The organism is Legionella navarrensis, assembly GCF_052527415.1.
Genome location: NZ_JBNVZR010000001.1, coordinates 345,944 through 368,372, shown reverse-complemented (window position 1 = coordinate 368,372; position 22,429 = coordinate 345,944). Strand labels below are relative to the sequence as shown.

The window sequence follows — 22,429 nt, the reverse complement described above, 5'->3', positions numbered from 1 at the left end:
CCATGACAACGTACCTGGCAGCGTTTCCATTGAATTTTGACAGGTAAAAATATTGCCGGCCATGCTTTTGTATGTCATCCCCGCGCAGGCGGGGAGCCATTTCTATCAAGGCACAATGCCAGATTAGGAATAGATCCCCGCCTGCGCGGGGATGACACTTACACATCAAAATTAAATAGAAATGGTACTAGGCTATTCGTTTCTTGATTCGGTTGGTTAAGTCGAGTATGGAGCCGACGATTGCTTTTCTGTCTTCTGCTTTTAGATAGTAAAATTTAACATACACTTTCAACTCATTGTTTGAAACCGTATCAATATATAAATGCAGATTGAACCGGGATGCCAGACTGATGGCGTAAACAGCATGAAAAACATACAACAGTTGATTTACATCATTATCGATAACCACACTCAGCGTTTCGCAGCAGGCAACTGATTGCTGCGGAATAGGAGATGCAGCTTTTTGGTACAGATGCGCTATGCGCTGTAGACGACTTTCTCCCCAGAAAACACGAGTACCGAGCAAGTCTTTCACCATGCAGACAATACCTGGATAAAGATATTCATTGTAGAACAGTTCGATAATTAAAAAGAATTTATAATCCTTCAGATGAGTACTTGAATACAGGGAGTCTGCATTGATTCCGCGGACGTTGTTCAGAACATTGACATTAGATAAAATCACCTCTTGATTGACAATCATAAATGAATTAATCAGCCCGCCAAGTCCCGTTTTTATTTCGCTCAATTCGGCATGGATTTTGTAAAACGACTCAAAGGATTTAAGACCCAGTATTAACCAGCGACTGTCTCTTTGGTGAGCATCAAGAACGAGCCGCCGGGAAGCGCTTAATTCAGTATTGTTTAACTGCTTTTGATTATAAATAAGGAAATGATCCGTCAGCTCTCGAGATAAGGATAACTGATGACTGAAATCCTTTCTTCTGCCAAGAAATTCATTGAGCTGCCTGGCTGTGGTTCCAGGAAGATGGATTAACGAGCCTTCGTTGAAATCAATTATCGAATCGATCAAGTCAACATCGACCGCGAACAGATCATCATAACGCCCAGGATTACAAAAATTCGAGGTCAGACCTTTAACCAGTTTGAAGTTGATACCCTGCGACTGACAATACGAGCTAATCTCAGCAAACTCATCAGCATTTTTGGGCTTGAGCACTGGTAACAATTTCATATCCAGTCTGCTACCTTCCTCACAGATGAAATAGTCGTCCTTGTAGTGGTAATTTCTTACAACACGACTTAAATTACTTTTGGAAAACATAAGGCCTCCTGTAACTCCAGCCAGGCATACAAACGCCCTGCCTGTCTCTTTGATTGTAGACCATCTGGCCACTTTTTATGATCTTTAATCAATCATAATGTAAAAATAAACAACTGCGCATGAATGCAAAAAATTGGTCTATAATCTAGTTCATGAGTGAAATTCCACCGTATGGAATCAGGAAATTTAAGGAATTTTTATGGCCAGAATTGAAGTTATTTCTAAGGCTCCGAGCGACTTGAGCAAAAAGGATAAATCAGAAATTACGACGCTGCATCAGCAGTTTTTTGATTTAAAATCGGAAGAAATTATTGGATACCTAAAGCATAGAAGTTATATAGATATGTTCTACGAAAAGAACACGCGAAAACTCATTGGTACTGTGGGGATTCAATGGTATGAGTATGAGGATTATGTCGTAGCCTATCTGGGCAATGCTGTTGTTGACAAAAACAAGCATGGAGGCGGATTGTTAACCAAGTCTATTCTACGTGTGATTTTCAGAACCACATTAAAATATCCGAAAAAAAATAAATTTGTTATCGCGCTCGCAACGTCCCCTAAAGCCTATGCGTACTTCACCAAGCTGAAACACTCGTGGCCCAAACCCTATGAACCTGTTCCTGAAAAGATTAATATTTTAATCGAAAATTTTTTACGGCAGGAGCACCCCGACCATTACCAAAAGCATGAGCATAGCTTTATTGTCTGCCCTAAGACACAGGCTGTACGCTCAAAGGAAAAAAAGGCCGACCCGGGAGCACGTTTCCAGGAGGCCTGGTTCGGATGTTCCAATGAGGCTTACGCGGATGGATATCAGTTACCCTGTGTTGCCTCAATCAGTCCAGCAAATGTAACGAAAGTATTCGTATCTTATCTAAATGTAAAAAAATGGCTACCCATTGATCGTATCAGGAAATTCATTATACGTAATAACGCCCGAATAAGGGAATTTTCATATATTTTAATTATCGTCCTCTTGCTATTGATGATGTTATATTATTGACCCATAAAAAAATTTACACGCAACTTTTCAGAATAGTTGGCAGATATTCTTTAGGCGATCGAATATCCATTCTAAAAGATTGACATTGCTCAACGTATCGCTCATTTGCGAAACGCGGAGAATTTTTTAAATACTCAAGAAAAAAAGAAAGTTGTTTTATTTCGCTTTTACTCTTTTTTGATAAAAAAAATGAAATAAATTCGATTAATCTCTGATAAAAAGGCAAAGGAAGCATTGTAATTCTTTTAACATCACGTTCCTTGCTCTCGCACAAACTCAGCAACAAGTTACGAATATCCAGCAATGACGTTGATTCTCTATAACCTGCACAGGCATTAAATATCGCGTTTTTGATAGATTTATCTGTTGAAATATGAGCGGTAAACTCCCCTAGATAATCTACTGGAATGGTATCCAGAAAAAAGCTATCGAGGCGGGGTAAAAATCCAAGGCCATCCCCCTTTAGCAAATACTGGCAGAGAAAATAAAATATTTGTCTGGAGAACATGGCGCCTGTGTTGGAATTACCAACAACCATACTAGGTCTGATAATAATAACTGGAAGCGCATCGTACAGTTTATCAAAAATATAAAATTCTGCCTCGGCTTTCGCCTGTTCGTACGTATTGTGATACTCAATATTTTGCGGTGGACTTACTTCCTGAAGAATGCTTTTTGATTTACCGTTTACACCTAAGGTGCTGATATAAGTAACCCGCTGTATATTTTCACAACGTTGCGCAAATTCAAAGACAGAATGAGTTCCAGTCAAAGCATTTAAGCGTGCCTGCTCGATAGACTGATTCATTTTAACATTAGCTGCGGAATGGATAACGATATTTATTTTTTTTATCAATCGGTCATGCTGTTCCTTGCTCATTCCCAAATCTAATTTACTGATATCACCTGCAACCGGAACAAGATTGGGATTGTTTCGGTCAAGACCATAAAACTGGTATATACCTTGCAGTCGCTCTATCAGGTTTTTTTCATTTTCTGCTCTTGCCAGCAGATAAATCACATTGTCGGGATCTTTAACCAGCTCGCTAAGCACTGCGCTACCAACAACTCCGGTTCCGCCTGTTAATAATATATTATTCATATAAGACCTCGTATTCTTCAACAGACGTAATGCTCTGTCTGTTCATGGCTGAAACAAATACAGACGTATATCTCTCTAAGAGGGTATTTCTTTTTAATTTCATATTAGCAGTTATTTCACCACTTTGTGGCGTGAATTTATTTCGTGTTATTAAATATACAACTGGTTTTTCATAAGTATTTAGAGGCTGTAATAGCGAGGTTAGTGCCTCATTTATGGATTTTTTATCTGGATAGGTCTCGTCAAAAATGGGGTTGGTATCTAATATCGCGCAGGGAAGCTTATAACCCTGACCAAGCACACAAACAAAGTTGACTCCATAGAGTTTGTTTAGTAACGCCTCTATTGGAATTGGATATATTCGTCTTCCTGTCGATGTTTTAAAATAATCACTATCACGACCTTTATGAACAAGATAGCCTGATTTATCAAACTCGCCTAAATCGCCTGTAAGAAAATATTCATCAGCGATATCTGGATGATTTAAAAATAAACACGGACTTTTTACCGCAATTTGTCCATCTATAATTTTGACATCATTAGGATACAAAACTTTACCTACTGTACCGGTTTTATAGGTTGAGGGGGATGATAATGTAATGGGCATTATATTTTCTGACATGCCATAAGCCTGCTGTATCGGAAATCCCATATTCGCATAAAAAACATCCAGCCAAGGGGCTAAAGGTGCAGAACCAGACAGTATAAATTGAATCTTATTTCCCATGATTTTTATAAAAATAAAATGGATTATTTTATGAAATCCTAAGATAGATATTTTATCCATAATAGAAAGGGGCCTGGAGCACATTTTTTTTATGGTGTATTTAAAAAAAGAACCCAGCAAAGGCACTGCAACTAATCGATATTGCATTTCCTCGAATATCTTTTGGTAAAAACGTGGAACAGAAGCAAAAAACTCCACATGAACTTTCTTACAATATTCAATAATCTGTTTAGGGTTGTTAATATAATAAATAGTCATATTGTTTATCAATGCCAACAGATTCAGCATGCGTTGAAATGGATTAGCAAGAGGCATCCATGATATGGTCAGCCTGACAGTACTGAGCTCTCTTTGATAAAACTCAGATATACTGTTAGCTGCCATAAATATTTGCTGCTCATTGTAATAATATATTTTTGGCGTTCCAGTGGTTCCCGATGTCGAAATCACCTCGACTGCATTCTGAAATGAATTCTGTTTAAATAAATACGACTTATCCGCTCTTAAACAGAGGTTGATTCTCGACTCCGAAAAAGAAAGTATAATCAGGTTCGGTACGTTCATCCGTGTCATACTATCAGCAAGTTCATGAGAGCATATAACGAGCTCAACCCCCAATTTTGATATCAAAGATGACATTGATTCTTCAGAATCATGATGATTTAAACCAAGCAGAGTATTTCCAGAGTATTTGACCGCTAGACCGGCAATATCCCAGATAAATGTTTCAGCATGAACCACACCGATAATAATACGCTTTTCTCCAATCAGATCTGTAACTGATGATGCGACATCATAGACGCAATCCAGGTAGTCTCCCCATGCTATTTTTTGAAATTCATTTTCCTTATCAAGATAATAAATATCACTCCGGTGTTCACTGTCACCGTGCTTTTGGAGGAGCTCTCGATAACTTTCAATTTTTTTCGTCATTCAAATACCTCCTTCCTGTCAACTTTCAGACTGGAAAACATATCATCTATATCTTTGTCAAAGGTCTTTGTATTCTTAGCGAGGTACTCTATGAACTGAAAAATATTTAACCAGTATTTCCTATCAACTTTTCCGCGTCGAACCATTTTGGCAAATTCAGGTTCAAAACTTGAGTATCCAATCTGTCGAATATCAATAATACCCATAATAGGAATTAATTTATTGTTTGTTACTATTGGAGATGTTTCCTTTGGTGACAAACCACATTTTTTTTCCAATACTTCATTAATTTCCGTTATTGAATAGTTCCAAAGATAATTAGGATAGATCATTCTTGGTAATTCACTATAATGTGCAGGATCCCACCAGTAATGCAGATAATCAGCTGGAGTTGAAAATTTATTTAATTCCAAAACACCAGAATATTCACGCTTTCGCTTCAATCTATCCTGGGGGTACTCAAAATGGTTGATTTTAATGATGTCCTCAACCTGCTCTCTGGACAGTCCGCTTATGAGCAAAGGTATGTTATGTTGCGCGACGAAATGCAAAGCCACATCATGGAAAAGATCTCCATCTATCATATCGACTACGTTTGAGCACCCTCTTCCCTTTACCTGTTCTATGGCATATTTGAATGATCTGTCGAAAACTCCGTCACCGGGTTTGAGGATTAAATGATGCAGGTTTAATTTACTCACTATTTTTTTAATGTTATCCAGGGCAACCGGACTCATTTGACCATTGTCTATCGTAAGCGCCAACAGACGCAAATCAGGATAATCCTGCATTAGTTTATAGATCAGAAGCGTACTGTCTTTTCCTCCACTGAATAAAACGCAGGCGTGGTAGGGGATATCTTTTTGGCTGAGCTGACTTAACATGTTCCCCATCTCTTTTATCTTGTCTTCATTGTCCTCTTTCCTTTCTTCTCTTTCTTCAGAATTATCATATTTGATGCAATCTGAGCATATTCCATTAGTTAAGGGCGTGTACTTTTCTGAGTTGATACACTTTGAGCAACGCCTGCTTAGTTTAGAGCCGGAGAAAAGACGTATCGCTGGCCATATATACTGACTTGAAAAATTAAATATTTTCATCTTACTCATGTCGTGCTCCAGGCTGCTTTTCAACTTTAGATAAGTATAGATGAATTTAAATAAACCATAGTGCACTAAGCGAAGGCTATTTTTTACATGACCATTTAAGCAGAATAAAGTTATGCTGTACTCTATGAACAACTATGGCGTGTTAACAGTTGATCCATTGCGCCAATGTGCTGAGCTTTACGTGCGGCATCCAGCTGACAACGGGGCTTTTATCGCCGTATCTAAATGCAAATTGAGTAGATGCCCCGCATAAAGCGCGGTACGTAAAGAGAGGGCGTTGAATTGTCAACAGACTCAAAGCTGACCCGTCGAAACTGACCGATTAAAATCAGTTATGATGGAACACCTCTGATACTGTCCACACAATAACTTGCTCATTTTTAAAACTTGTTTTAGAATGGTCGCGCAGTTTTCCCAGTTTTTGACTGAAATATAGCGATACCCTTACATCATGAGTAAACAAAACAGCTCTATCCCTCTTCCCCATCTTCTGCTCGCTCTGCTGGTGGCGGTCATCTGGGGTGTAAACTTTATTTTTGTAAGCCTGAGCCTGCAGGAAGTCGCGCCGCTGCTGCTCTGTGCTTTGCGCTTTCTTCTGGCCAGTGTCCCCGCCCTTTTCTTTGTTAAGTTCCCCAGCGCGCCATTTCGCATCGTGGCGGCTTATGGGCTTTTGATGTTTGCCCTGCAGTTTAGTCTGCTGTTCGTTGGACTGCAGGCGGGGATGACGGCGGGGATGGCGTCCATGATCATGCAGGTTCAGGTTTTTTTCAGTATGTTTTTTGCGGCTGTGTTTTTAAAAGAAAGACCAACAGGCTGGCAGATAATGGGAGCGCTGGTGTCTTTCAGTGGCATAGGCATGGTGGCCGGACATTTTGACAGCAACCTCTCTTTTACCGGTTTTTCTCTGATTCTCGCAGCCGCCGCAACCTGGGGACTGGGGAACCTGATTATCAAAAAAACCAATAACGTTAATATGATGGCGCTGACCATCTGGGGTAGCTTTATCGCCTGTATTCCCATGTTTGTCCTCTCTTTACTCCTGGAGGGCCCGGCACGTATCGTCGGCAGCTTCGAACACCTGGGACTAATGGGCGCGGCATCCATCGCCTACATTGTGTATGTCTCAACGCTGGTGGGTTATGGTCTCTGGAACTGGCTTGTCAGCCGTTATCCAGTCGGTGTGGTTGTGCCCTTTACCCTGCTGGTTCCCATCATCGGCATCACCTGCTCTATCCTCATTCTGGGCGAACCATTTCACCTGTGGAAGCTTGAAGCCGGCGCCCTTGTGATTGGCGGTCTCGGCATCAGTCTTTTTGGCGCGCGCTTTCTGGAATGGCTTAAACCGGGTAATGAAACGCCTTTACCACAGAAATAAAGGTCTTTGCGAAAACTTAACACAAATCGTCTGGCATAAATTGAATTCAGACGCTAAGTTTTAATCATGGATGATGTTTCTACCCGGCTAACAAGATTAATGCGGGAGGTCAGACTGGTGGCGTTGTGAGCAAGCTTAACTTCGATTAAGAAGCCTGATACGTCCCACGTGACATCCACTTAGACATGTAGAACTGTCGTAGAAACATCATCTCTCCCCTTTACTGACCCGGTCTGGGTGACCGCGGATCTATCCTCTCACTCAAAACAGGCAGATGAAAAAACTGCAGCGACGGCATGGACGAACTGTGTTGTGTGCGGATTAATAATTTAAGATGGTTATCAAAGCTTAGAAAAACAGTAATCCGCCGTTGATAATCTGGCTCTGTGTGGCAGGCGTTTTCATGATAAAAGTCGTTTGCCCTCTCACTCAGCTTGCTCAGAGCTCTTCTGTAATCCGCGCGTGCCAATGTTTTACTGACGCCGTTGGCTTCATTCGTCAACTCTGCAAACCAGTCTTCGTATTCCTGCAATGTGTTCATGTTATGTCGTCCTTGAATTTGAAAAATGAACAGCGATCATCCTGACCTGAAATTCCCTTTTAAACTTATCTTATCTGGAACTGATTAGCCATAATTTCTCATAAAAACAGCGATATAATTGGTCTCAATGGGCAGTTTAATTAAAATCAGACCATAAACAAAGCAAAATCTCAATCAACTACTATAGTTATCAATAGAGTGGACAACTATACACATGGGCTAAGGGCATGGAATCAGCGCAGGAAACTGGATCACAACTGGCGGCTCTTTCTGGTAACGATTACTATAATCGGGTTGTTGTGTTGCCACAGGATACGCCGGATCAACATCAATTACGGCAGCTCATCGAGCAGTCGCGCGCGAAACTGGCCCCGGTCATTCGAACGTTTTTAGGCATTCTACCCCCCTTCGATCCAGGCAGTCAGCAGGATGTGGGGAGAATTATCAAACAGCTGGAGTATCAGATTCAGCATTTTGACCGACACAGCCCTCGTTACGCCATAGTAAAACAACAACTGGCGCTGATGCATGATCTGAATAAAATTAACGGATTGCGCCTGGTCAATATCCCTGGTGAAAACGGAGCCCCAGACAGACTATACTGTCAGTTGACCGAATCAACCAGTGGTGTGACAGAAAAGATTGCCCTTATCTCGTTTGATACGGTCAGGCAGCGACTGCAACATCTGGCAGACAGCGAATTTCATGCACCGCAGGACTATGTGGATCAGCGCGGACAATATGCCTTACGTACCGATGCCATTCTGAAACTGCCCAAACACAAAGACATCAGAGAAATACAACGCGAGTCCATGGCATTAAATGCATCACGCCTGCTGAATCTCGATACCACCGACTCTACTACCGTCTGCTGGAACGGAAAGCCTGCGCTGTTCGTACCTTTTGACTCCATTCGACTGCTGCAGGAGTACGCGCAAGGGGAAACCCTCCATACGTTTGGGCTCGGTCATCAGACTTATCAGCACTATGCCACCATTAATCCCGTTGGCGCGGGTCTTGAAGCCAACCGCTACGTTGAGGATTTTGGAAAGTCGCTGGCCTTGTTTGCCTTGTGTCAGGACACCGACGCTGTGGGCGGCTACCTCCAGAACAAGGCATTGAAACAGTCGGACACGGGTCAGGACACCCTGTATATTTTCGATCAGGTTATGATGGACCGGGAGAAAATGACGCTCGATTCACGCTTAAGCCTGCAACCCTCTGAATTTCTCATGAAGCATACGCGCCACGGCCAGGGACGCAATCGAACCCTGATTGAAGACTCGTCAATCACTGAAAAATTCGCCAGTCTGATGACTCTGAAATCGCAGGCCGTACTATTGGATCAGTATGCACAGCGAAGCATTGATCAACACAATGAAGAGATGCGCAATCTGCAGCGGGAACGCCCCACAAACTACCAGAGCATGCTGGAAGATATACTTATCCTGCGCAACGACGCCCTTAACATGAAAAAAACGATGGCAAGACGTGTCGCACAGATTGACAAGGCCCTGCCCGCCCGCGACGCAGGAATCGGCGATCAGGATCTCAGGCAAAGCCTGATTCTCGAAAAATTACTGCATAATCCGCAGCTTTTTACAGACTCCGGCCGCCCATACCGTAATCCATGGACGCAACGACACACGAATCCAGTCAAACACGTTTCCCAGGCCCTGGAATCGGAAACCGTTAATCTGATGTTTACGACAAGCGTCGATCCAGCCATGATAGCGTTCATCAAAAGTCACGATTGTCGGTCCCTGACGCAGATTAACAGCAATACGCTGCAAATCAGCCGACAGGATCTGGCCAGACTGACAGAAACAAAGCTCTATCCCGAACAGAACGAACAGATTGATCCCAAAGCCAGGTATCTGAATCTTCAGGATTTACAACGTATTCAACTGGCATATAAATCCGGAAATCGCAGTGCGATCCTCAAGCTTGTGCAGGGATATGAACAGACAATAAACAAAGCAGGCGCCAGTCTGACAGAGCGACTCAACGAATTGAACAAAATGGAACGCTCGCTCAACCACCACATCGCCAGCGCTAAACACCCTGGTTTTGCCAGACATGTGATGAAAAAATTTCAATGTGATGCACAGCAACGTTTACGGCAGCTGGTTCCCACTGACCGGCGAGCGTTGATTGAACAGGCCTTCACGGCGGCACGCCGACTGGATCGCATGGCAGAATTCAACCAGGTTCTGGCAGCGGCTATCCGTGGCGGCCATCTCTATTCCGAATCCTACAGTGCATTTCTGGATACCTGTATTCAACGCGAAAACATGTCAGGTAATCATCACGATGCGCTGGCAAACAGCGAGCACTTACGTCTTCGCAGCAGCGAATTACTGGCCCGGCTGAATCCGGAATCCGTTATCAAGAACAGCGCTCCCGTCAATCAGCCGGCACAACGCTTTGCAGAATTCAAAAGCAATCTGGGAAGGATACTGTCGTCCATGTTTGGAACTGAAAGCCTGCAGGCGGACGAACCCAGCAATAACAAGCCATCACGATAGATAAATGGAATTAATGGAGAAGGTATCATGACGACACATGAACGCAGACAACACTTTCGAATCAAAGATCAGATTTATTTTGAATTTAAAATTATCGAACCAGGCAGTTGTTACTCAGACCAATCGCTGAACGACGAGCTGATGGGTCAGGCAGGTCAGCGTTACCTTGAAACCAGTCGCTATTTCCAGAGTCTGGACTACGAACTGGCAGAATTAACCCAGAGTATTGGCCTCAAGGAACCGGCTCTTGCTCATTATCTGAATCTGCTCAATGCGAAAATTGATCATTTGACCCGCTATCTGACCATGAGCGAAAAGACAGAGCTGCGTAAGGTCAACATCAGTCTGGGGGGCATGGCCTTTAAGACCAAGGAATACATTGCCCCAAAAACCAGTATAAAACTGATCATTTACACCAAGCCCAAAATGATTCCCATAATTTTGAATGCGGTGGTGGTTTACAGCGAGCGAAGTACTGCAAACAGCTTTCGTACGGCTGTTCAGTTTATGAGTCTGAACAGTGAGCAGGAACAAATGCTGTCGCAGCACATTATGTTCGCCCAAATGCAAAACCATCCAATAGACTCATAAGAGTTCTGTGCAAAAGAGATGGAATGTTAGATAATCGGGCTTTCAAAAACCTCAGGATTTTCATTATGACGAAGACTATTTTTTGTGCGCGATTAAAACAGGAAGCCGAGGCCATGGACAAGGCACCTTTTCCTGGCCCACAGGGCGAACGCCTGTTGCAGAATATTTCCAGACAGGCCTGGAACATGTGGCTCAGCCACCAGACCATGCTGATTAACGAGTATCGTTTAAGCCTGACAGACCCCAAGGCCCGCGAATTTCTCGCCACCGAGCGTGAAAACTATCTGTTTGGTGACGGCTCCACTGCGCCAGCCGGCTTTACGCCAGTGGCCAAAGATCAGGGATAAGCATCATGCCGCATGAGTTATTGAATTTCAGTCAGGAAGTCGCTTTGGCCATGGCCAATAACCAACCGATTGTAGCGCTGGAATCAACCATTATTTCTCATGGCATGCCCTACCCGGACAATCTTATGACAGCCCAGCTGGTTGAAAACATCATCCGGGCCTCGGGCGCTGTGCCTGCAACCATTGCCCTGTATCAGGGCAAAATTCATATTGGTATCGATGAGCACATCATGGCCGTTCTGGCTGGCAGCAAAAACATCATCAAAGCCTCACGCCGCGATATAGCCTTTGCTCTGTCGCAGAAAGCAAGCGCCAGCACCACCGTAGCCGCCAGCATGTTTTGTGCGCATCTGGCCGGCATCCCCTTATTCGTTACCGGGGGAATCGGTGGCGTACATCCGCACGTAGGTGAACACTTCGATATTTCAGCTGATTTAACGGAATTATCCTTAACACCAGTCACCGTCGTTTGCTCAGGCGCCAAATCCATACTCGATCTGCCCAAAACACTGGAGGTTCTGGAAACCCACGGTGTGCCCGTTATCGGATATGGAACCAATGAATTTCCGGCTTTTTACAGCCACTCGAGCGGGATCCCCATATCCCATCGGCTCGACAGCGCGGAAGAGATAGCAAAACTGATGCATTACCAGCGACGTCTGGCCATCAAAAACGGCATGATCATCGCCAACCCCATTCCCAGACACGCAGAAATCCCCGATTCACAGATTTTACCCGTCATTGAACAGGCGAGACGGGAAGCCAGAGAAATCAGCGGGAATGCCATTACACCCTTCCTGTTAAAACGAATCACCGAGCTGACCGCCGGACAAAGCCTGCAGGCCAACATAGAATTGATTAAAAACAACGCATTACTGGGTGCTCAAATCGCGATTGCGTATAAAAATCAGTTTTTTGAAAAAAAAATTAAAACTTCTCTTGACTCAAAAGCCGTCTCGGAGTTTAATAGCGACTTCTTGAGGCCAGATAGCTCAGTCGGTAGAGCAAAGGATTGAAAATCCTTGTGTCCCTGGTTCGATTCCAGGTCTGGCCACCAGAACAAATCACCTGCCTCACTAATCAAAAACATCCCCAGAAATTAAATAAGCATCAATAAAAAATAATCTCATTGTCAGCATCAGCAAGGCAACTCACTTATGAAGTGCTGAAAATGCTCGCAATAATAGAAAAAGATTAATATTTTTTTCTATAATCGATGACAAATGCGATGCACTTGCCAGTACAAAGCAAGAGCGAGGCAAACACGAAATCAGCGATATAATCGCCTATGACGTGCTCGCGCACAAATTTATATCTACCTGACCGCCTGCTCCGTCAGTAATACCACATGCGGTTTTCCGCATCAGGCATGTTTAGTCCCGTGCCACACCCACCACCCTCATCCCCAGCCCTTCTCCCTCAAGGGAGAAGGGAGCAGCATCGTGCTAACGGATTAACTTCAGTTCAAATTAAGTTGGGACAGCCCTGCCTCACTTGGACAAGCCCGGCTGCTTCTGTTATTATCCACTGTTTTTTTCAATAGAAGACCTAAACGATATGCCAGAAAATTCTGAACAGCTAAAACAACTTCTTGCGTTTCTTGAAGACAGTCAGGCCATAGACGTTGTCTGCATCGATGTGCGCGGACAAACCACGGTAACAGACTATATGATCATCGCCAGTGGACGCTCTTCACGCCACGTCAATGCCATTGCAGGCAACCTGATGGAGCAAATGAAAGCTGCCGGAACGGCCGCGATCGGCGAAAACGGCTCGGAAACGGGTGACTGGGTTCTGGTTGATTTTGGGGATTATGTTGTGCACATTATGCAGCCCGACGCCCGTTCCCATTATAATCTGGAAGAACTGTGGCGGGAACGCGAAAACCAGCGCTGATTCATCATGCTCAAACTGACCGTTATTGCCTGCGGGAACAAAATGCCCGCCTGGGTTAATGAAGCCGCAGGCGACTACTGCAAACGACTAAAAGAATTTGTCACCTTTAACCTGATTGAGATTCCTCTGCAAAAACGCAGTAAATCCAGCGATCTGGTGCGCATTATGGAAAAGGAGTCCGCGCTGATGAACGCGGCCATACCCAGTGGCGCTCACGTTATCGCTCTTGAAATTGAGGGTGAAACATTCTCAAGTGAAAAGCTCGCAGCAAGACTGGAAGCCCTGCAGCAGACCACCAGCCATCTTTGCCTGCTTATCGGTGGACCGGAGGGCCTGAGTCAGGCAAGCCTGGCCCGCTGTCAGGCACGCTGGTCTCTTTCGGCTCTGACACTCCCTCATCTGCTTGTTCGCATTATCCTGCTGGAAGCGCTGTATCGTGCCTGGTCGATTATTAATAATCACCCTTACCATAAATGAGATTTTTAGGCTAGAATGCGCTTTGTTTTCCTTATCCAGATCAGTCTTAACTCATGCGCATGAATCAATGTGTCAGAAATACCCGGGCAGAACACGAGCTTCATCGCTCGCGCTTAAACAGCCTGATCGCCATCATGATATGTCTGTCAGCTCTTTTGATTGCCCGCCTGGCCTGGCTGCAAATGGCTCAATTCAAGCGCTACGAAACCCTGTCCCTCAAAAACCAGATGAGTATCATTCCTATCGGCCCTCCCCGGGGTATCATCCTCGACAGGCAGGGTGTGATTCTGGCGGAAAACGTGCCGGTGTATGTGCTGGAAGTCATTCCTGAGCATGTCAGAAACATGAGTGATACCTTAACGCGGCTGCAGATTCTGCTGCCATCCATCACCGATGAGGATATTGAAAGCTTTAATCGCGCCAGGCGTCAGAACCGCTCGTTTGTTCCTGTTCCGCTGAAATTAAAGCTGAGTCAGGAAGACGTAGCCACCTTCGCATCGCATCAATACCAGTTCACCGGGGTGAGCATCAAGGCACGACTGATGCGCCATTATCCACTTGGCGAAGTAACAGCCCACCTGCTCGGCTACGTTGGGCGCATTAATGTTCAGGAACTGCAACAGGTAAACGCCACCAATTACCGGGCGACCAATTTTATTGGCAAGGCCGGTGTTGAAAAATATTACGAAGATCTGCTCCACGGTCAGGTTGGGTACCAACAGGTGGAAACCGATGTCAGTGGACGCACCCTGCGCGTGATAAACAAACAAAATCCCGTATCCGGTGAGCGTTTGTACCTCACCATCGACATGCGTCTGCAACAGGTTGCCTACGACGCCATGCAGGGCAAACGAGGTGCCGTGGTCGCAATTAATACCAAAAATGGCGACATCCTCGCGATGGTCAGTTCGCCGGCCTACGATCCTAATCCCTTTGTCAACGGCATTAATTCCAGGGATTACCAGGCTCTGGCCATGGCAAAAGATCGTCCGCTGTACAATCGTGCCGTTCGTGGACTATATCCCCCGGCGTCAACCATCAAACCCTTTATGGCTCTGATCGGACTGGAAAAAGGTGCTGTTGACACCAGTTACAGCATTTACGATCCGGGCTGGTTTAAACTGCCGGGCGTAAGTCATGCCTATCGCGACTGGAAAAAAACCGGGCACGGCATGATTAATCTGACACGCGCCATTACCGTTTCCTGCGATACCTATTTCTATAATCTTGGTCAGAAAATAGGTATTGCCACCATAGATGAGATGCTGCGTAAATTTGGTTTTGGGCAATTGACTCAGGTGGACCTCCAGGAAGAAGCGCCCGGTAACGTACCGAATGCCAAATGGAAACGCAGCGTCAAAGGAGTTTCGTGGTACCCTGGCGATACGGTCATCACCTCAATAGGTCAGGGATTCATGCTGGCGTCTCCGCTGCAGCTGGCCAACGCCACGGCGGCACTCAGTCAGAAAGGAAAACGATACCGGCCGCACCTGATTCTGAAATCGGTACAAAGCGATAAGGATGAAACGCATCAGTACCAGCCGATCCTTGAAACTTCCATTGAATTAAAAAACGACAAGCACTGGACCATCGTGGCAGAAGCCATGCATTCGGTCATTACGAGTAATGAAGGCACAGGTTATCGTTTTGGCCGGACGGCACCTTACAGCGTCGCCGCAAAAACCGGAACGGCACAGGTATTCAGCGGCCATCAATATGACAAGAAACGCTTCGAAGACATTCCTGAATTTTTACGCGATCATTCCTTGTTCATTGCATTCTCACCCGTGGAGGATTCTGAAATCGCCGTAGCCGTGATGGTTGAAAACGATTTTGTCGCCTCCAATGTAGCACGCAAACTACTTGATGCCTGGTATCAATACAAACAGGAAGACAGCAAATCATGATCTCTCAGCACAATCGCCCCATGTATCGCCTGACCGCAAAATCCATTCATCTGGACTGGCCCCTGCTGGGTTTGCTTCTGGCCCTGATTGCCTTCGGCATGCTGATTTTATACAGCGCGTCTAACGAAAACATGAGCATGGTTTTACGACAGGCCGGACGTCTGGTCTTTGCTATGGGCATCATGATCATGTTTGCCATGATACCGCCGCATAAATATAAAGTATGGACACCATGGATCTACGGTATTGGTCTTGCCTTATTACTGGCGGTCATGATCATGGGAAAAATTGGTAAAGGCGCGCAACGCTGGCTGGATTTGGGTGTTTTTCGTTTTCAGCCGTCGGAAATCATGAAACTGGCTGTACCCTTGATGACCGCCTGGTACCTGGATCGAAAACCGGTTCCCATTGATCTCAAAACGCTGGCTGTAGCCGTTTTACTGATTTTTATCCCGGCCATATTCATCGCCAGACAGCCTGATCTGGGCACTGCCATCATGGTGGTATTCGCCGGACTGAGTGCGGTGTTTCTGGCGGGTATCCGCCTGCGCCTTATCCTGATTGTCATGGTTATGGCAGGATTTGCCGCGCCTTTTCTCTGGCATGTCATGCACGATTACCAAAAACAGCGAATCATGACTCTGCTTAACCCAGAGCAGGATCCACTCGGCGCCGGTTACCATATTATTCAATCTAAAATTGCCATCGGTTCCGGTGGTACATTCGGCAAGGGCTGGCTGCAGGGAAGCCAGTCACACCTCAATTTTCTGCCTGAACACGCCACTGACTTTATTTTCGCTGTCAGTGGCGAAGAGTTCGGCTTTGTGGGCAGCAGCATTTTAATTGCCCTCTGCATCCTGATTTCACTGCGCAGCCTCTACATAGCCAAACAGGCACAGACCAGTTTCACGCGCCTGCTGGCTGCCAGCCTGTCCATGACCTTTTTTCTCTCGGTATTTGTCAATACAGGCATGGTCATGGGCATTCTGCCGGTCGTGGGAATTCCCCTGCCCCTGGTCAGTTACGGCGGCACAGCCATGGTTACGTTCCTCGCCAGTTTTGGCATATTGATGTCGATAAGCTCGCACCGTATTTTGTTTAATACCGTGTCGTGACGCCTCAAATGGAAAGAAGTATTATTTTTTCTTGCTACGCTATTGACATCAACGCGATTAAAAGACAAAATTGCGCGTCTTGTGGCTATGTAGCTCAGCTGGTTAGAGCGCGGCACTCATAATGCTGAGGTCGGTGGTTCGAGTCCACCCATAGCCACCATTAATTATCCAGATTATCTTCTTGTTGTCCTTATCTAAAATACTTATTAACTGAATGATTAAAAACGCTATTGTATCGCTGTAAATTTCGATATGATGTTGGCATTGGCTTTTTCCTGGTAGCTGAATGCGAACACTGGTTTTAAATATTTTAGGTTTTATTTGCCTTACCTGTGCCTATGCCTCGGACAGTAGCATTAAACCAATTAATCTTGAAGGGAAGACAGCGTACATGCTGGACGCTGGTGCATTTCCCCATGAAAGCAATGCCTTACAGCTGAAATTGAAACTGTCGTCTCAATATAAGCAGCCTATTACCCTGAGTTACCTCCCTGACAGGAAACTATACGTTGTTACCATTGGTCCGATAAGCGATATTCAGCAGGCTCAGGCCATTGAACGTCAGTTAAACTCGGGCGCAGCGCCAGCCGAACCCGTTAAGCAGACAGAAACAGCGAGCGATCAGACCGCCGCAGACCCCGGCACAAAACTGTGGAACCTTCGCAATGCCGACATACGCGCCGTCATTGGCGAAGTGTCACGTGTAACCGGTAAAAATTTTGTCATCGATCCACGCGTACAGGGTAAAATATCCATTGTTTCCAGCAACCCCCTGTCAAACAAAGAGCTTTATCAGGTATTTCTTTCCGTATTGCAGGTATCCGGCTTTGCTGCCGTTCCCAGCGGTGCGGTGATCAAAATCATCCCCAACATTGACGCCAAGACCGTCTCAGGCGACCTGCTCAACGAAATGCGTAATCCACCAGTCGGTGACGATATGCTGGTAGAGGTCATACCGGTAAGGTACGTTCCTGCCGAGCAGCTCATACCGGTATTACGACCTTTAATGCCACAGTGGAGCAGCGTTTCCGCCTATGCCCCTTCGAATATGCTGATTTTGTCGGGTCGTGCCAATAACATACGCAGCCTGTCCGAAATCATCCGTCAGGTAGACAGCTCCACCGCCAATGGAATTGACATTGTACCTCTCAAACATGCTCTGGCCATGGACGTAGCTGCTACGCTGAAAGATCTCATCAAGACACAGCCAGGCATGAGCGGACACAGTCAGACCATGCTGTCTGCTGATGATCGCAGCAACTCCATACTGCTCAGCGGCAGCCGTACCGACAGGCTCCGTCTGCGTGTACTGATAGAACAGCTCGATAACCAGAACTCCGAAGGCATGAACAGCAATACGCAGGTCGTTTACCTTAACTATCTTCGTGCCCAGGACCTTGTTCCCATCCTGGCCGGAATTGCCCAGGCGAACTTTAGCGGAAATGTCGGAACGACCATCGGTACCATTACACGTCCTGAACTCGACAGCACCAACCCGGCATCCAATATTGCCAACAACTCGTCTGGCACGATTTCAGCGGGTGCAGCCAGTCTGTCGTCTTCGTCGTCATCACAACAGCAATACAGTGGCAACCAGGCAGCGACACCCAACACCACCGGTGCGAGTACTCAAAACGAAGGCAGCACCAAGCCTACCGTTCAGATTATTGCAGAACCCAACACCAACTCGATTATCATTAACGCGCCACCAAGCCTGATTAGAACCCTGAGAACTGTCATCAGCCAGCTTGATATCAAGCCTGCTCAGCTGCTCATCGAAGCGATCGTGGCTGAAGTCGATGAAAGCGATGTCAACTCGCTCGGTATTGAATGGGGAAGCAACGCGCAGACCGGCAAAGTCGAATCGTTTCGCCCAGGCTTTGCCATTATCAACTCCAAAACCAATATCAAGGATTTTCAGGCGCAGATTTACGCTCTGGCAAAAATCAGAAAAGCCAATGTGTTATCCACGCCCTCGGTGGTTGTATTGGATAACCGTCAGGCGAAAATTCTGGTGGGTAAGCAGGTTTCTGTTCAGTCGACGTCGTTCCCGAATAATGCCGGCGGCACCACCACAGCCAGCCCCTATACAACCTTTGACAGGGTAAACGTCGCTCTGCATCTGTACGTACGCCCACAAATCACCCGTGGTCAGGGCATTCAGCTGCAAATCGACCAGGGCAATGACACGCTCGAACCCGTAACCGATCTCAGTTCAACCACGCCTACCTTCAAGATCAGCAGCATCGTTACCTCGGTGCATGTTGAAAGCGGCGATATTGTCGTGCTGGGTGGTTTAACACAGGATACGCTGGGTAATGATGACAACCGCCTGCCGATTCTGGGCGGCATCCCTGGTATAGGTCGTTTTTTCCAGCATAATATCCGCAACCGCGAAAAACGCGTGCTGATGGTCTTTATCAAACCGATTATTCTGACGGGCGAAAAAGAGTCCTATCAGGTTACCAGCGCGAAATACAACGACCTGCGTCAACATCAGCTGGAGTGGCTGCGTACACAGAATTATCATGCCGACAATGAAATCATTGCCATGCCACCTCTGGCCAGTGCCGAACTGCCCAAACCCTTTGGTCCTAAACTGGTACCGCCAGGCCCTGTGCCGCCGGCACCTCAGGTCACTCCGGTGCCACCGCCCCTGTTTTTCGGGGATAAGTAATCATGGAGAAGCCTAAGCGCTTGCCCTATGGATTTGCCAAAAGCCATGGACTGATTGCCATGCCGGGTGAACAGGATAAAATCATCGTTTATCATCTGGCCAATCCGTCCTTGCAGCATCTGGCTGAAATCAAGCGTTATCTGCAATGCCCTGTCGAGTTACAGGCTGTATCGGAAAGCGAGTTTCAACGTCATCTGGCTTTGTGTTATCAGTCTCAATCCTCCATACTGGACGCAGCCGAAGGCATGGAGGGCGAAATTAATCTGTCTCTTATTGCCGATCAGCTCTCCGCCAGCGAGGATTTGCTCGACAATCAGGATGATGCTCCGATCATTCGTCTGATCAACGCCCTGTTCACTCAGGCTATCAAACAGAAGGCCTCTGATATTCATATTGAAACCTATGAGAACAGAGTTCTGGTTCGCAGCCGGATCGACGGCGTTTTACACGAAATGCTGGAGGTGCAGCGTGGTATCGCCCCGCTGGTTATTTCCCGGGTTAAGGTCATGGCTAAACTGGATATCGCTGAAAAGCGGATCCCTCAGGATGGGCGGATCAGTATTCGCATTGGCGGGCACAATATTGACGTGCGGGTATCTACCCTGCCCTCCACCCATGGCGAGCGCATCGTGCTGCGTATTCTGGATAAGGAGTCCGCACAGCTGGACTTGAGCCTGCTGGGTATGCCCGAATCAACGCTTAAGGCCATGCGCAGCATGATTGCCCAGCCGCACGGCATCCTGCTGGTCACAGGTCCAACCGGGTCGGGAAAAACAACGTCTCTGTATGCGATGCTGACCGAACTGAACGAGGTCAGTCGTAATATCCTGACTATCGAAGATCCCATTGAATACGACTTGCCGGGCATAGGTCAGACCCAGGTCAACAACAAGGTGGAAATGACCTTTGCCAAGGGTCTGCGCGCGATTCTGCGTCAGGATCCAGACGTGGTGATGATAGGGGAAATCCGTGATCTGGAAACAGCGGAGATTGCCATCCAGGCCAGCCTCACCGGTCACCTGGTTTTATCCACTCTGCATACGAACAGCGCATTGGGTGCCCTGACCCGTTTACGCGATATGGGAGTTGAGTCGTTTCTTCTTTCTTCAAGCCTTGTCGGCCTGATAGCCCAGCGCCTTGTACGCAAACTGTGCCCACATTGCAAAACTGCTCATGTACTGAGGCCTGATGAGCTGGAGCTGATGGAGATAAAGCCCGACACAGACTTAAGTCAGGTGTTTGAACCGCACGGCTGCGAACAATGCAATCAATCAGGCTATCGTGGACGTACTGGTATTTATGAAATCATCAACATCGACGAGACGCTGCGCAGTATGATTCACCGCAATGAAAACCTGCAGAACATCGATCAGTATGTACGTCAGTTCAGCCCCAGCATCCGTCAGGATGGCTTTAAACGGGTGCTGGCTGGTGATACCTCTCTGGCAGAGATCCTGCGTGTGACCAGCCAGCATTAAGCGAATCGTCCTGACATTGGGATAAATGATATGAAACTGTCAACGCTGCTAAAACTGATGCGATTCTGGCCTCCATTTCTGGGGGCGGGCATTTCTGTCAGGGAGTTCAGTCCAGACTACAGCAGGCTGCTTGTGCAAATGAAAATACGTTTCTGGAACCGTAATTACGTAGGCACCCATTTTGGCGGATCGCTGTATGCCATGACGGATCCATTTTACATGCTGATGCTGATGAAACAACTTGGCACAGGCTACGTCGTCTGGGATAAATCGGCCGCCATCCGCTACCGCAAACCGGCCACAGGAACGGTTTACGCGCAGTTTGAGCTCCAGCCTGAGCTGATTGAAGCGATAAGGCAGCAATTACTCACTACCAGCAAAGCGGAACCTGAGTTTAAAATCATCGTTACCGACACAGACAACAACGTCATCGCCGAAATTTCAAAAATTCTTCACATCAGCAAAAAGACGTGATGGACCACCCACCCGCTACCCTGTCACATATTTCCGTAGCCCGGATTAGCGAAGCGTAATCCGGGAATGATGCAGTCGGATCTCACATTATGTCGACACCGGTAAAAAATTGCTCTCAAAAAAAAAGGGGTGATAAACACCCCGAGCCTGCAAAGCGGCTTACATAATCACACACCCGGCCTCTTCTGCGAATCCCTCTTTTTGATCAAAGCCTGCCTTGATAAAAATCCCCTTGACCGCATTCAGCATCTGTTCACCCTTTGCATGCTTGCCGGCAAGAGCCATCACATCCTCCATCAAGCCATCCTGTTTATCGCTGGGGATTTGAAAAAACATCTGCACATCGGTGCTTTGTTTTTCCACAAACCGGATAGCCATGTCTTTTGCCTGTGAGCTGTCATTTATCTGCACAAACGAATCAATTTCCGCTTCTCCACGACCGCTGTAGCCGGTTGTATTATAAAACTGGAAGCCGACATCCCCTTTCGCAAGGCATTTTTCCAAAATAACCACTACGCTGTCAGGATTCGTCAGTGACGAAGGATTCCATGATTTACGACTTTTTCTCAAGTAGACACCAACGACGGTCTGGTTGGGAACGTTGTCCAGATTAGGGTTCAGCAGACTCATGTTTTCAGATAACTTATCCACTGTCTTGTTAAAAAGGGTTCCCATAAATTTCATTGAAGCTGACATAACATTATTTCCTGTATAAGTTTAAGAAGGATAGTTGTGCTGACCTGTTAACTTTATGAGCAACATTTTCGGCACATGTGAGCAGTATAGTGAGTTACAATTAAGCGAAACTTAAATTATTTACCTGTTATTTAATAACCATTATTCAAATTTTGTAACTCCCCA

18 protein-coding genes, 2 tRNA genes and 1 pseudogene are annotated in these 22,429 nt (G+C 46.2%); 15 read left to right on the top strand and 6 right to left on the bottom strand.

Annotation, left to right across the window (positions count from 1 at the left end):
- Nucleotides 1–187: 187 nt before the first annotated feature.
- The gene (locus ACQUTA_RS01445; protein ID WP_444986402.1) at nt 188–1,285 is read right to left on the bottom strand and encodes a hypothetical protein; all 1,098 of its coding nucleotides are present in this window, start codon (nt 1,283–1,285) and stop codon (nt 188–190) included.
- A 199-nt stretch (nt 1,286–1,484) separates the two neighbouring features.
- Between ACQUTA_RS01445 and ACQUTA_RS01440 the strand changes: the two genes are divergently transcribed.
- Nucleotides 1,485–2,291 carry a hypothetical protein gene (locus ACQUTA_RS01440; RefSeq protein WP_444986401.1) on the top strand — a complete coding sequence of 269 codons (807 nt, stop codon included), beginning with the start codon at nt 1,485–1,487 and terminating at the stop codon, nt 2,289–2,291.
- Nucleotides 2,292–2,304: 13 nt separating this feature from the next.
- Here ACQUTA_RS01440 and ACQUTA_RS01435 read toward each other — a convergent pair whose 3' ends face one another.
- From ACQUTA_RS01435 to ACQUTA_RS01425, 3 genes are read right to left on the bottom strand one after another with little or no spacing between them, the layout of a single operon-like run.
- On the bottom strand, nt 2,305–3,393 hold the full coding sequence (locus tag ACQUTA_RS01435) for an SDR family oxidoreductase (protein ID WP_444986400.1): 1,089 nt from the start codon (nt 3,391–3,393) through the stop codon (nt 2,305–2,307).
- Nucleotides 3,386–5,053 (bottom strand): AMP-binding protein, encoded by a 1,668-nt coding sequence (locus ACQUTA_RS01430; protein ID WP_444986399.1) that lies wholly within the window; start codon nt 5,051–5,053, stop codon nt 3,386–3,388. Before ACQUTA_RS01430 ends, ACQUTA_RS01435 begins: the two co-directional genes overlap by 8 nt.
- Complete coding sequence (locus tag ACQUTA_RS01425) at nt 5,050–6,162, bottom strand: 7-cyano-7-deazaguanine synthase (RefSeq protein WP_444986398.1); 1,113 nt, start codon at nt 6,160–6,162, stop codon at nt 5,050–5,052. Before ACQUTA_RS01425 ends, ACQUTA_RS01430 begins: the two co-directional genes overlap by 4 nt.
- Nucleotides 6,163–6,634: 472 nt before the next feature.
- Between ACQUTA_RS01425 and ACQUTA_RS01420 the strand changes: the two genes are divergently transcribed.
- Nucleotides 6,635–7,537 carry an EamA family transporter gene (locus ACQUTA_RS01420; RefSeq protein WP_444986447.1) on the top strand — a complete coding sequence of 301 codons (903 nt, stop codon included), beginning with the start codon at nt 6,635–6,637 and terminating at the stop codon, nt 7,535–7,537.
- A 220-nt stretch (nt 7,538–7,757) separates the two neighbouring features.
- Here ACQUTA_RS01420 and ACQUTA_RS01415 read toward each other — a convergent pair whose 3' ends face one another.
- Nucleotides 7,758–8,078: a hypothetical protein gene (locus ACQUTA_RS01415; RefSeq protein WP_444986397.1), complete on the bottom strand. Its 321-nt coding sequence runs from the start codon at nt 8,076–8,078 to the stop codon at nt 7,758–7,760.
- A 227-nt stretch (nt 8,079–8,305) separates the two neighbouring features.
- On the opposite strand from ACQUTA_RS01415, the gene ACQUTA_RS01410 reads away from it, so the two are divergent.
- The 13 genes and pseudogenes from ACQUTA_RS01410 (at nt 8,306) to ACQUTA_RS01350 (ending at nt 21,568) form a co-directional block, all read left to right on the top strand.
- Entirely contained in the window at nt 8,306–10,606 is a 2,301-nt protein-coding gene (locus tag ACQUTA_RS01410; protein WP_444986396.1) for a hypothetical protein, read from the top strand.
- A gap of 27 nt (nt 10,607–10,633) precedes the next feature.
- A complete protein-coding gene (locus ACQUTA_RS01405) occupies nt 10,634–11,197 on the top strand; it encodes a PilZ domain-containing protein (RefSeq protein WP_444986395.1) in 564 nt (187 codons plus the stop codon).
- A gap of 65 nt (nt 11,198–11,262) precedes the next feature.
- Nucleotides 11,263–11,544, top strand: coding sequence for an oxidative damage protection protein (locus ACQUTA_RS01400; RefSeq protein ID WP_444986394.1), 282 nt, complete (start codon nt 11,263–11,265; stop codon nt 11,542–11,544).
- 5 nt (nt 11,545–11,549) lie between these two features.
- Nucleotides 11,550–12,470: pseudogene (locus tag ACQUTA_RS01395) on the top strand (pseudouridine-5'-phosphate glycosidase); the annotation flags it as partial.
- 55 nt (nt 12,471–12,525) lie between these two features.
- Nucleotides 12,526–12,601 (top strand) — tRNA-Phe (locus tag ACQUTA_RS01390).
- A 500-nt stretch (nt 12,602–13,101) separates the two neighbouring features.
- Complete coding sequence (rsfS, locus tag ACQUTA_RS01385) at nt 13,102–13,440, top strand: ribosome silencing factor (RefSeq protein WP_444986393.1); 339 nt, start codon at nt 13,102–13,104, stop codon at nt 13,438–13,440.
- A 6-nt stretch (nt 13,441–13,446) separates the two neighbouring features.
- Nucleotides 13,447–13,917, top strand: a complete 471-nt coding sequence (gene rlmH, locus ACQUTA_RS01380) for a 23S rRNA (pseudouridine(1915)-N(3))-methyltransferase RlmH (protein ID WP_444986392.1) — start codon at nt 13,447–13,449, stop codon at nt 13,915–13,917.
- Nucleotides 13,918–13,970: 53 nt separating this feature from the next.
- Nucleotides 13,971–15,824 carry a penicillin-binding protein 2 gene (mrdA, locus tag ACQUTA_RS01375; RefSeq protein ID WP_444986391.1) on the top strand — a complete coding sequence of 618 codons (1,854 nt, stop codon included), beginning with the start codon at nt 13,971–13,973 and terminating at the stop codon, nt 15,822–15,824.
- A complete protein-coding gene (gene rodA / locus ACQUTA_RS01370; protein ID WP_444986390.1) occupies nt 15,821–16,939 on the top strand; it encodes a rod shape-determining protein RodA in 1,119 nt (372 codons plus the stop codon). The genes mrdA and rodA overlap by 4 nt, the downstream gene beginning before the upstream one ends.
- A gap of 83 nt (nt 16,940–17,022) precedes the next feature.
- Nucleotides 17,023–17,099, top strand: a tRNA-Met gene (locus ACQUTA_RS01365).
- 126 nt (nt 17,100–17,225) lie between these two features.
- Complete coding sequence (lspD, locus tag ACQUTA_RS01360; protein WP_444986389.1) at nt 17,226–19,616, top strand: GspD family T2SS secretin variant LspD; 2,391 nt, start codon at nt 17,226–17,228, stop codon at nt 19,614–19,616.
- Between the two features lie 2 nt (nt 19,617–19,618).
- Nucleotides 19,619–21,094, top strand: a complete 1,476-nt coding sequence (lspE, locus tag ACQUTA_RS01355) for a GspE family T2SS ATPase variant LspE (protein ID WP_444986388.1) — start codon at nt 19,619–19,621, stop codon at nt 21,092–21,094.
- Nucleotides 21,095–21,124: 30 nt separating this feature from the next.
- On the top strand, nt 21,125–21,568 hold the full coding sequence (locus ACQUTA_RS01350) for a YiiD C-terminal domain-containing protein (RefSeq protein ID WP_444986387.1): 444 nt from the start codon (nt 21,125–21,127) through the stop codon (nt 21,566–21,568).
- A gap of 159 nt (nt 21,569–21,727) precedes the next feature.
- On the opposite strand, the gene ACQUTA_RS01345 is transcribed toward ACQUTA_RS01350, so the two are convergent.
- Nucleotides 21,728–22,264, bottom strand: coding sequence for a hypothetical protein (locus ACQUTA_RS01345; protein WP_444986386.1), 537 nt, complete (start codon nt 22,262–22,264; stop codon nt 21,728–21,730).
- Between the last annotated feature and the right edge of the window lie 165 nt (nt 22,265–22,429).

Excerpts from the sequence above, each read along its gene's own strand:
- ACQUTA_RS01445 (WP_444986402.1), bottom strand. The coding sequence starts at position 1,285 with ATGTTTTCCAAAAGTAATTTAAGTCGTGTTGTAAGAAATTACCACTAC.
- ACQUTA_RS01440 (WP_444986401.1), top strand. The coding sequence starts at position 1,485 with ATGGCCAGAATTGAAGTTATTTCTAAGGCTCCGAGCGACTTGAGCAAA.
- ACQUTA_RS01435 (WP_444986400.1), bottom strand. The coding sequence starts at position 3,393 with ATGAATAATATATTATTAACAGGCGGAACCGGAGTTGTTGGTAGCGCA.
- ACQUTA_RS01430 (WP_444986399.1), bottom strand. The coding sequence starts at position 5,053 with ATGACGAAAAAAATTGAAAGTTATCGAGAGCTCCTCCAAAAGCACGGT.
- ACQUTA_RS01425 (WP_444986398.1), bottom strand. The coding sequence starts at position 6,162 with ATGAGTAAGATGAAAATATTTAATTTTTCAAGTCAGTATATATGGCCA.
- ACQUTA_RS01415 (WP_444986397.1), bottom strand. The coding sequence starts at position 8,078 with ATGAACACATTGCAGGAATACGAAGACTGGTTTGCAGAGTTGACGAAT.
- ACQUTA_RS01410 (WP_444986396.1), top strand. The coding sequence starts at position 8,306 with ATGGAATCAGCGCAGGAAACTGGATCACAACTGGCGGCTCTTTCTGGT.
- ACQUTA_RS01405 (WP_444986395.1), top strand. The coding sequence starts at position 10,634 with ATGACGACACATGAACGCAGACAACACTTTCGAATCAAAGATCAGATT.
- ACQUTA_RS01400 (WP_444986394.1), top strand. The coding sequence starts at position 11,263 with ATGACGAAGACTATTTTTTGTGCGCGATTAAAACAGGAAGCCGAGGCC.
- rsfS (WP_444986393.1), top strand. The coding sequence starts at position 13,102 with ATGCCAGAAAATTCTGAACAGCTAAAACAACTTCTTGCGTTTCTTGAA.
- rlmH (WP_444986392.1), top strand. The coding sequence starts at position 13,447 with ATGCTCAAACTGACCGTTATTGCCTGCGGGAACAAAATGCCCGCCTGG.
- mrdA (WP_444986391.1), top strand. The coding sequence starts at position 13,971 with ATGCGCATGAATCAATGTGTCAGAAATACCCGGGCAGAACACGAGCTT.
- rodA (WP_444986390.1), top strand. The coding sequence starts at position 15,821 with ATGATCTCTCAGCACAATCGCCCCATGTATCGCCTGACCGCAAAATCC.
- lspD (WP_444986389.1), top strand. The coding sequence starts at position 17,226 with ATGCGAACACTGGTTTTAAATATTTTAGGTTTTATTTGCCTTACCTGT.
- lspE (WP_444986388.1), top strand. The coding sequence starts at position 19,619 with ATGGAGAAGCCTAAGCGCTTGCCCTATGGATTTGCCAAAAGCCATGGA.
- ACQUTA_RS01350 (WP_444986387.1), top strand. The coding sequence starts at position 21,125 with ATGAAACTGTCAACGCTGCTAAAACTGATGCGATTCTGGCCTCCATTT.
- ACQUTA_RS01345 (WP_444986386.1), bottom strand. The coding sequence starts at position 22,264 with ATGTCAGCTTCAATGAAATTTATGGGAACCCTTTTTAACAAGACAGTG.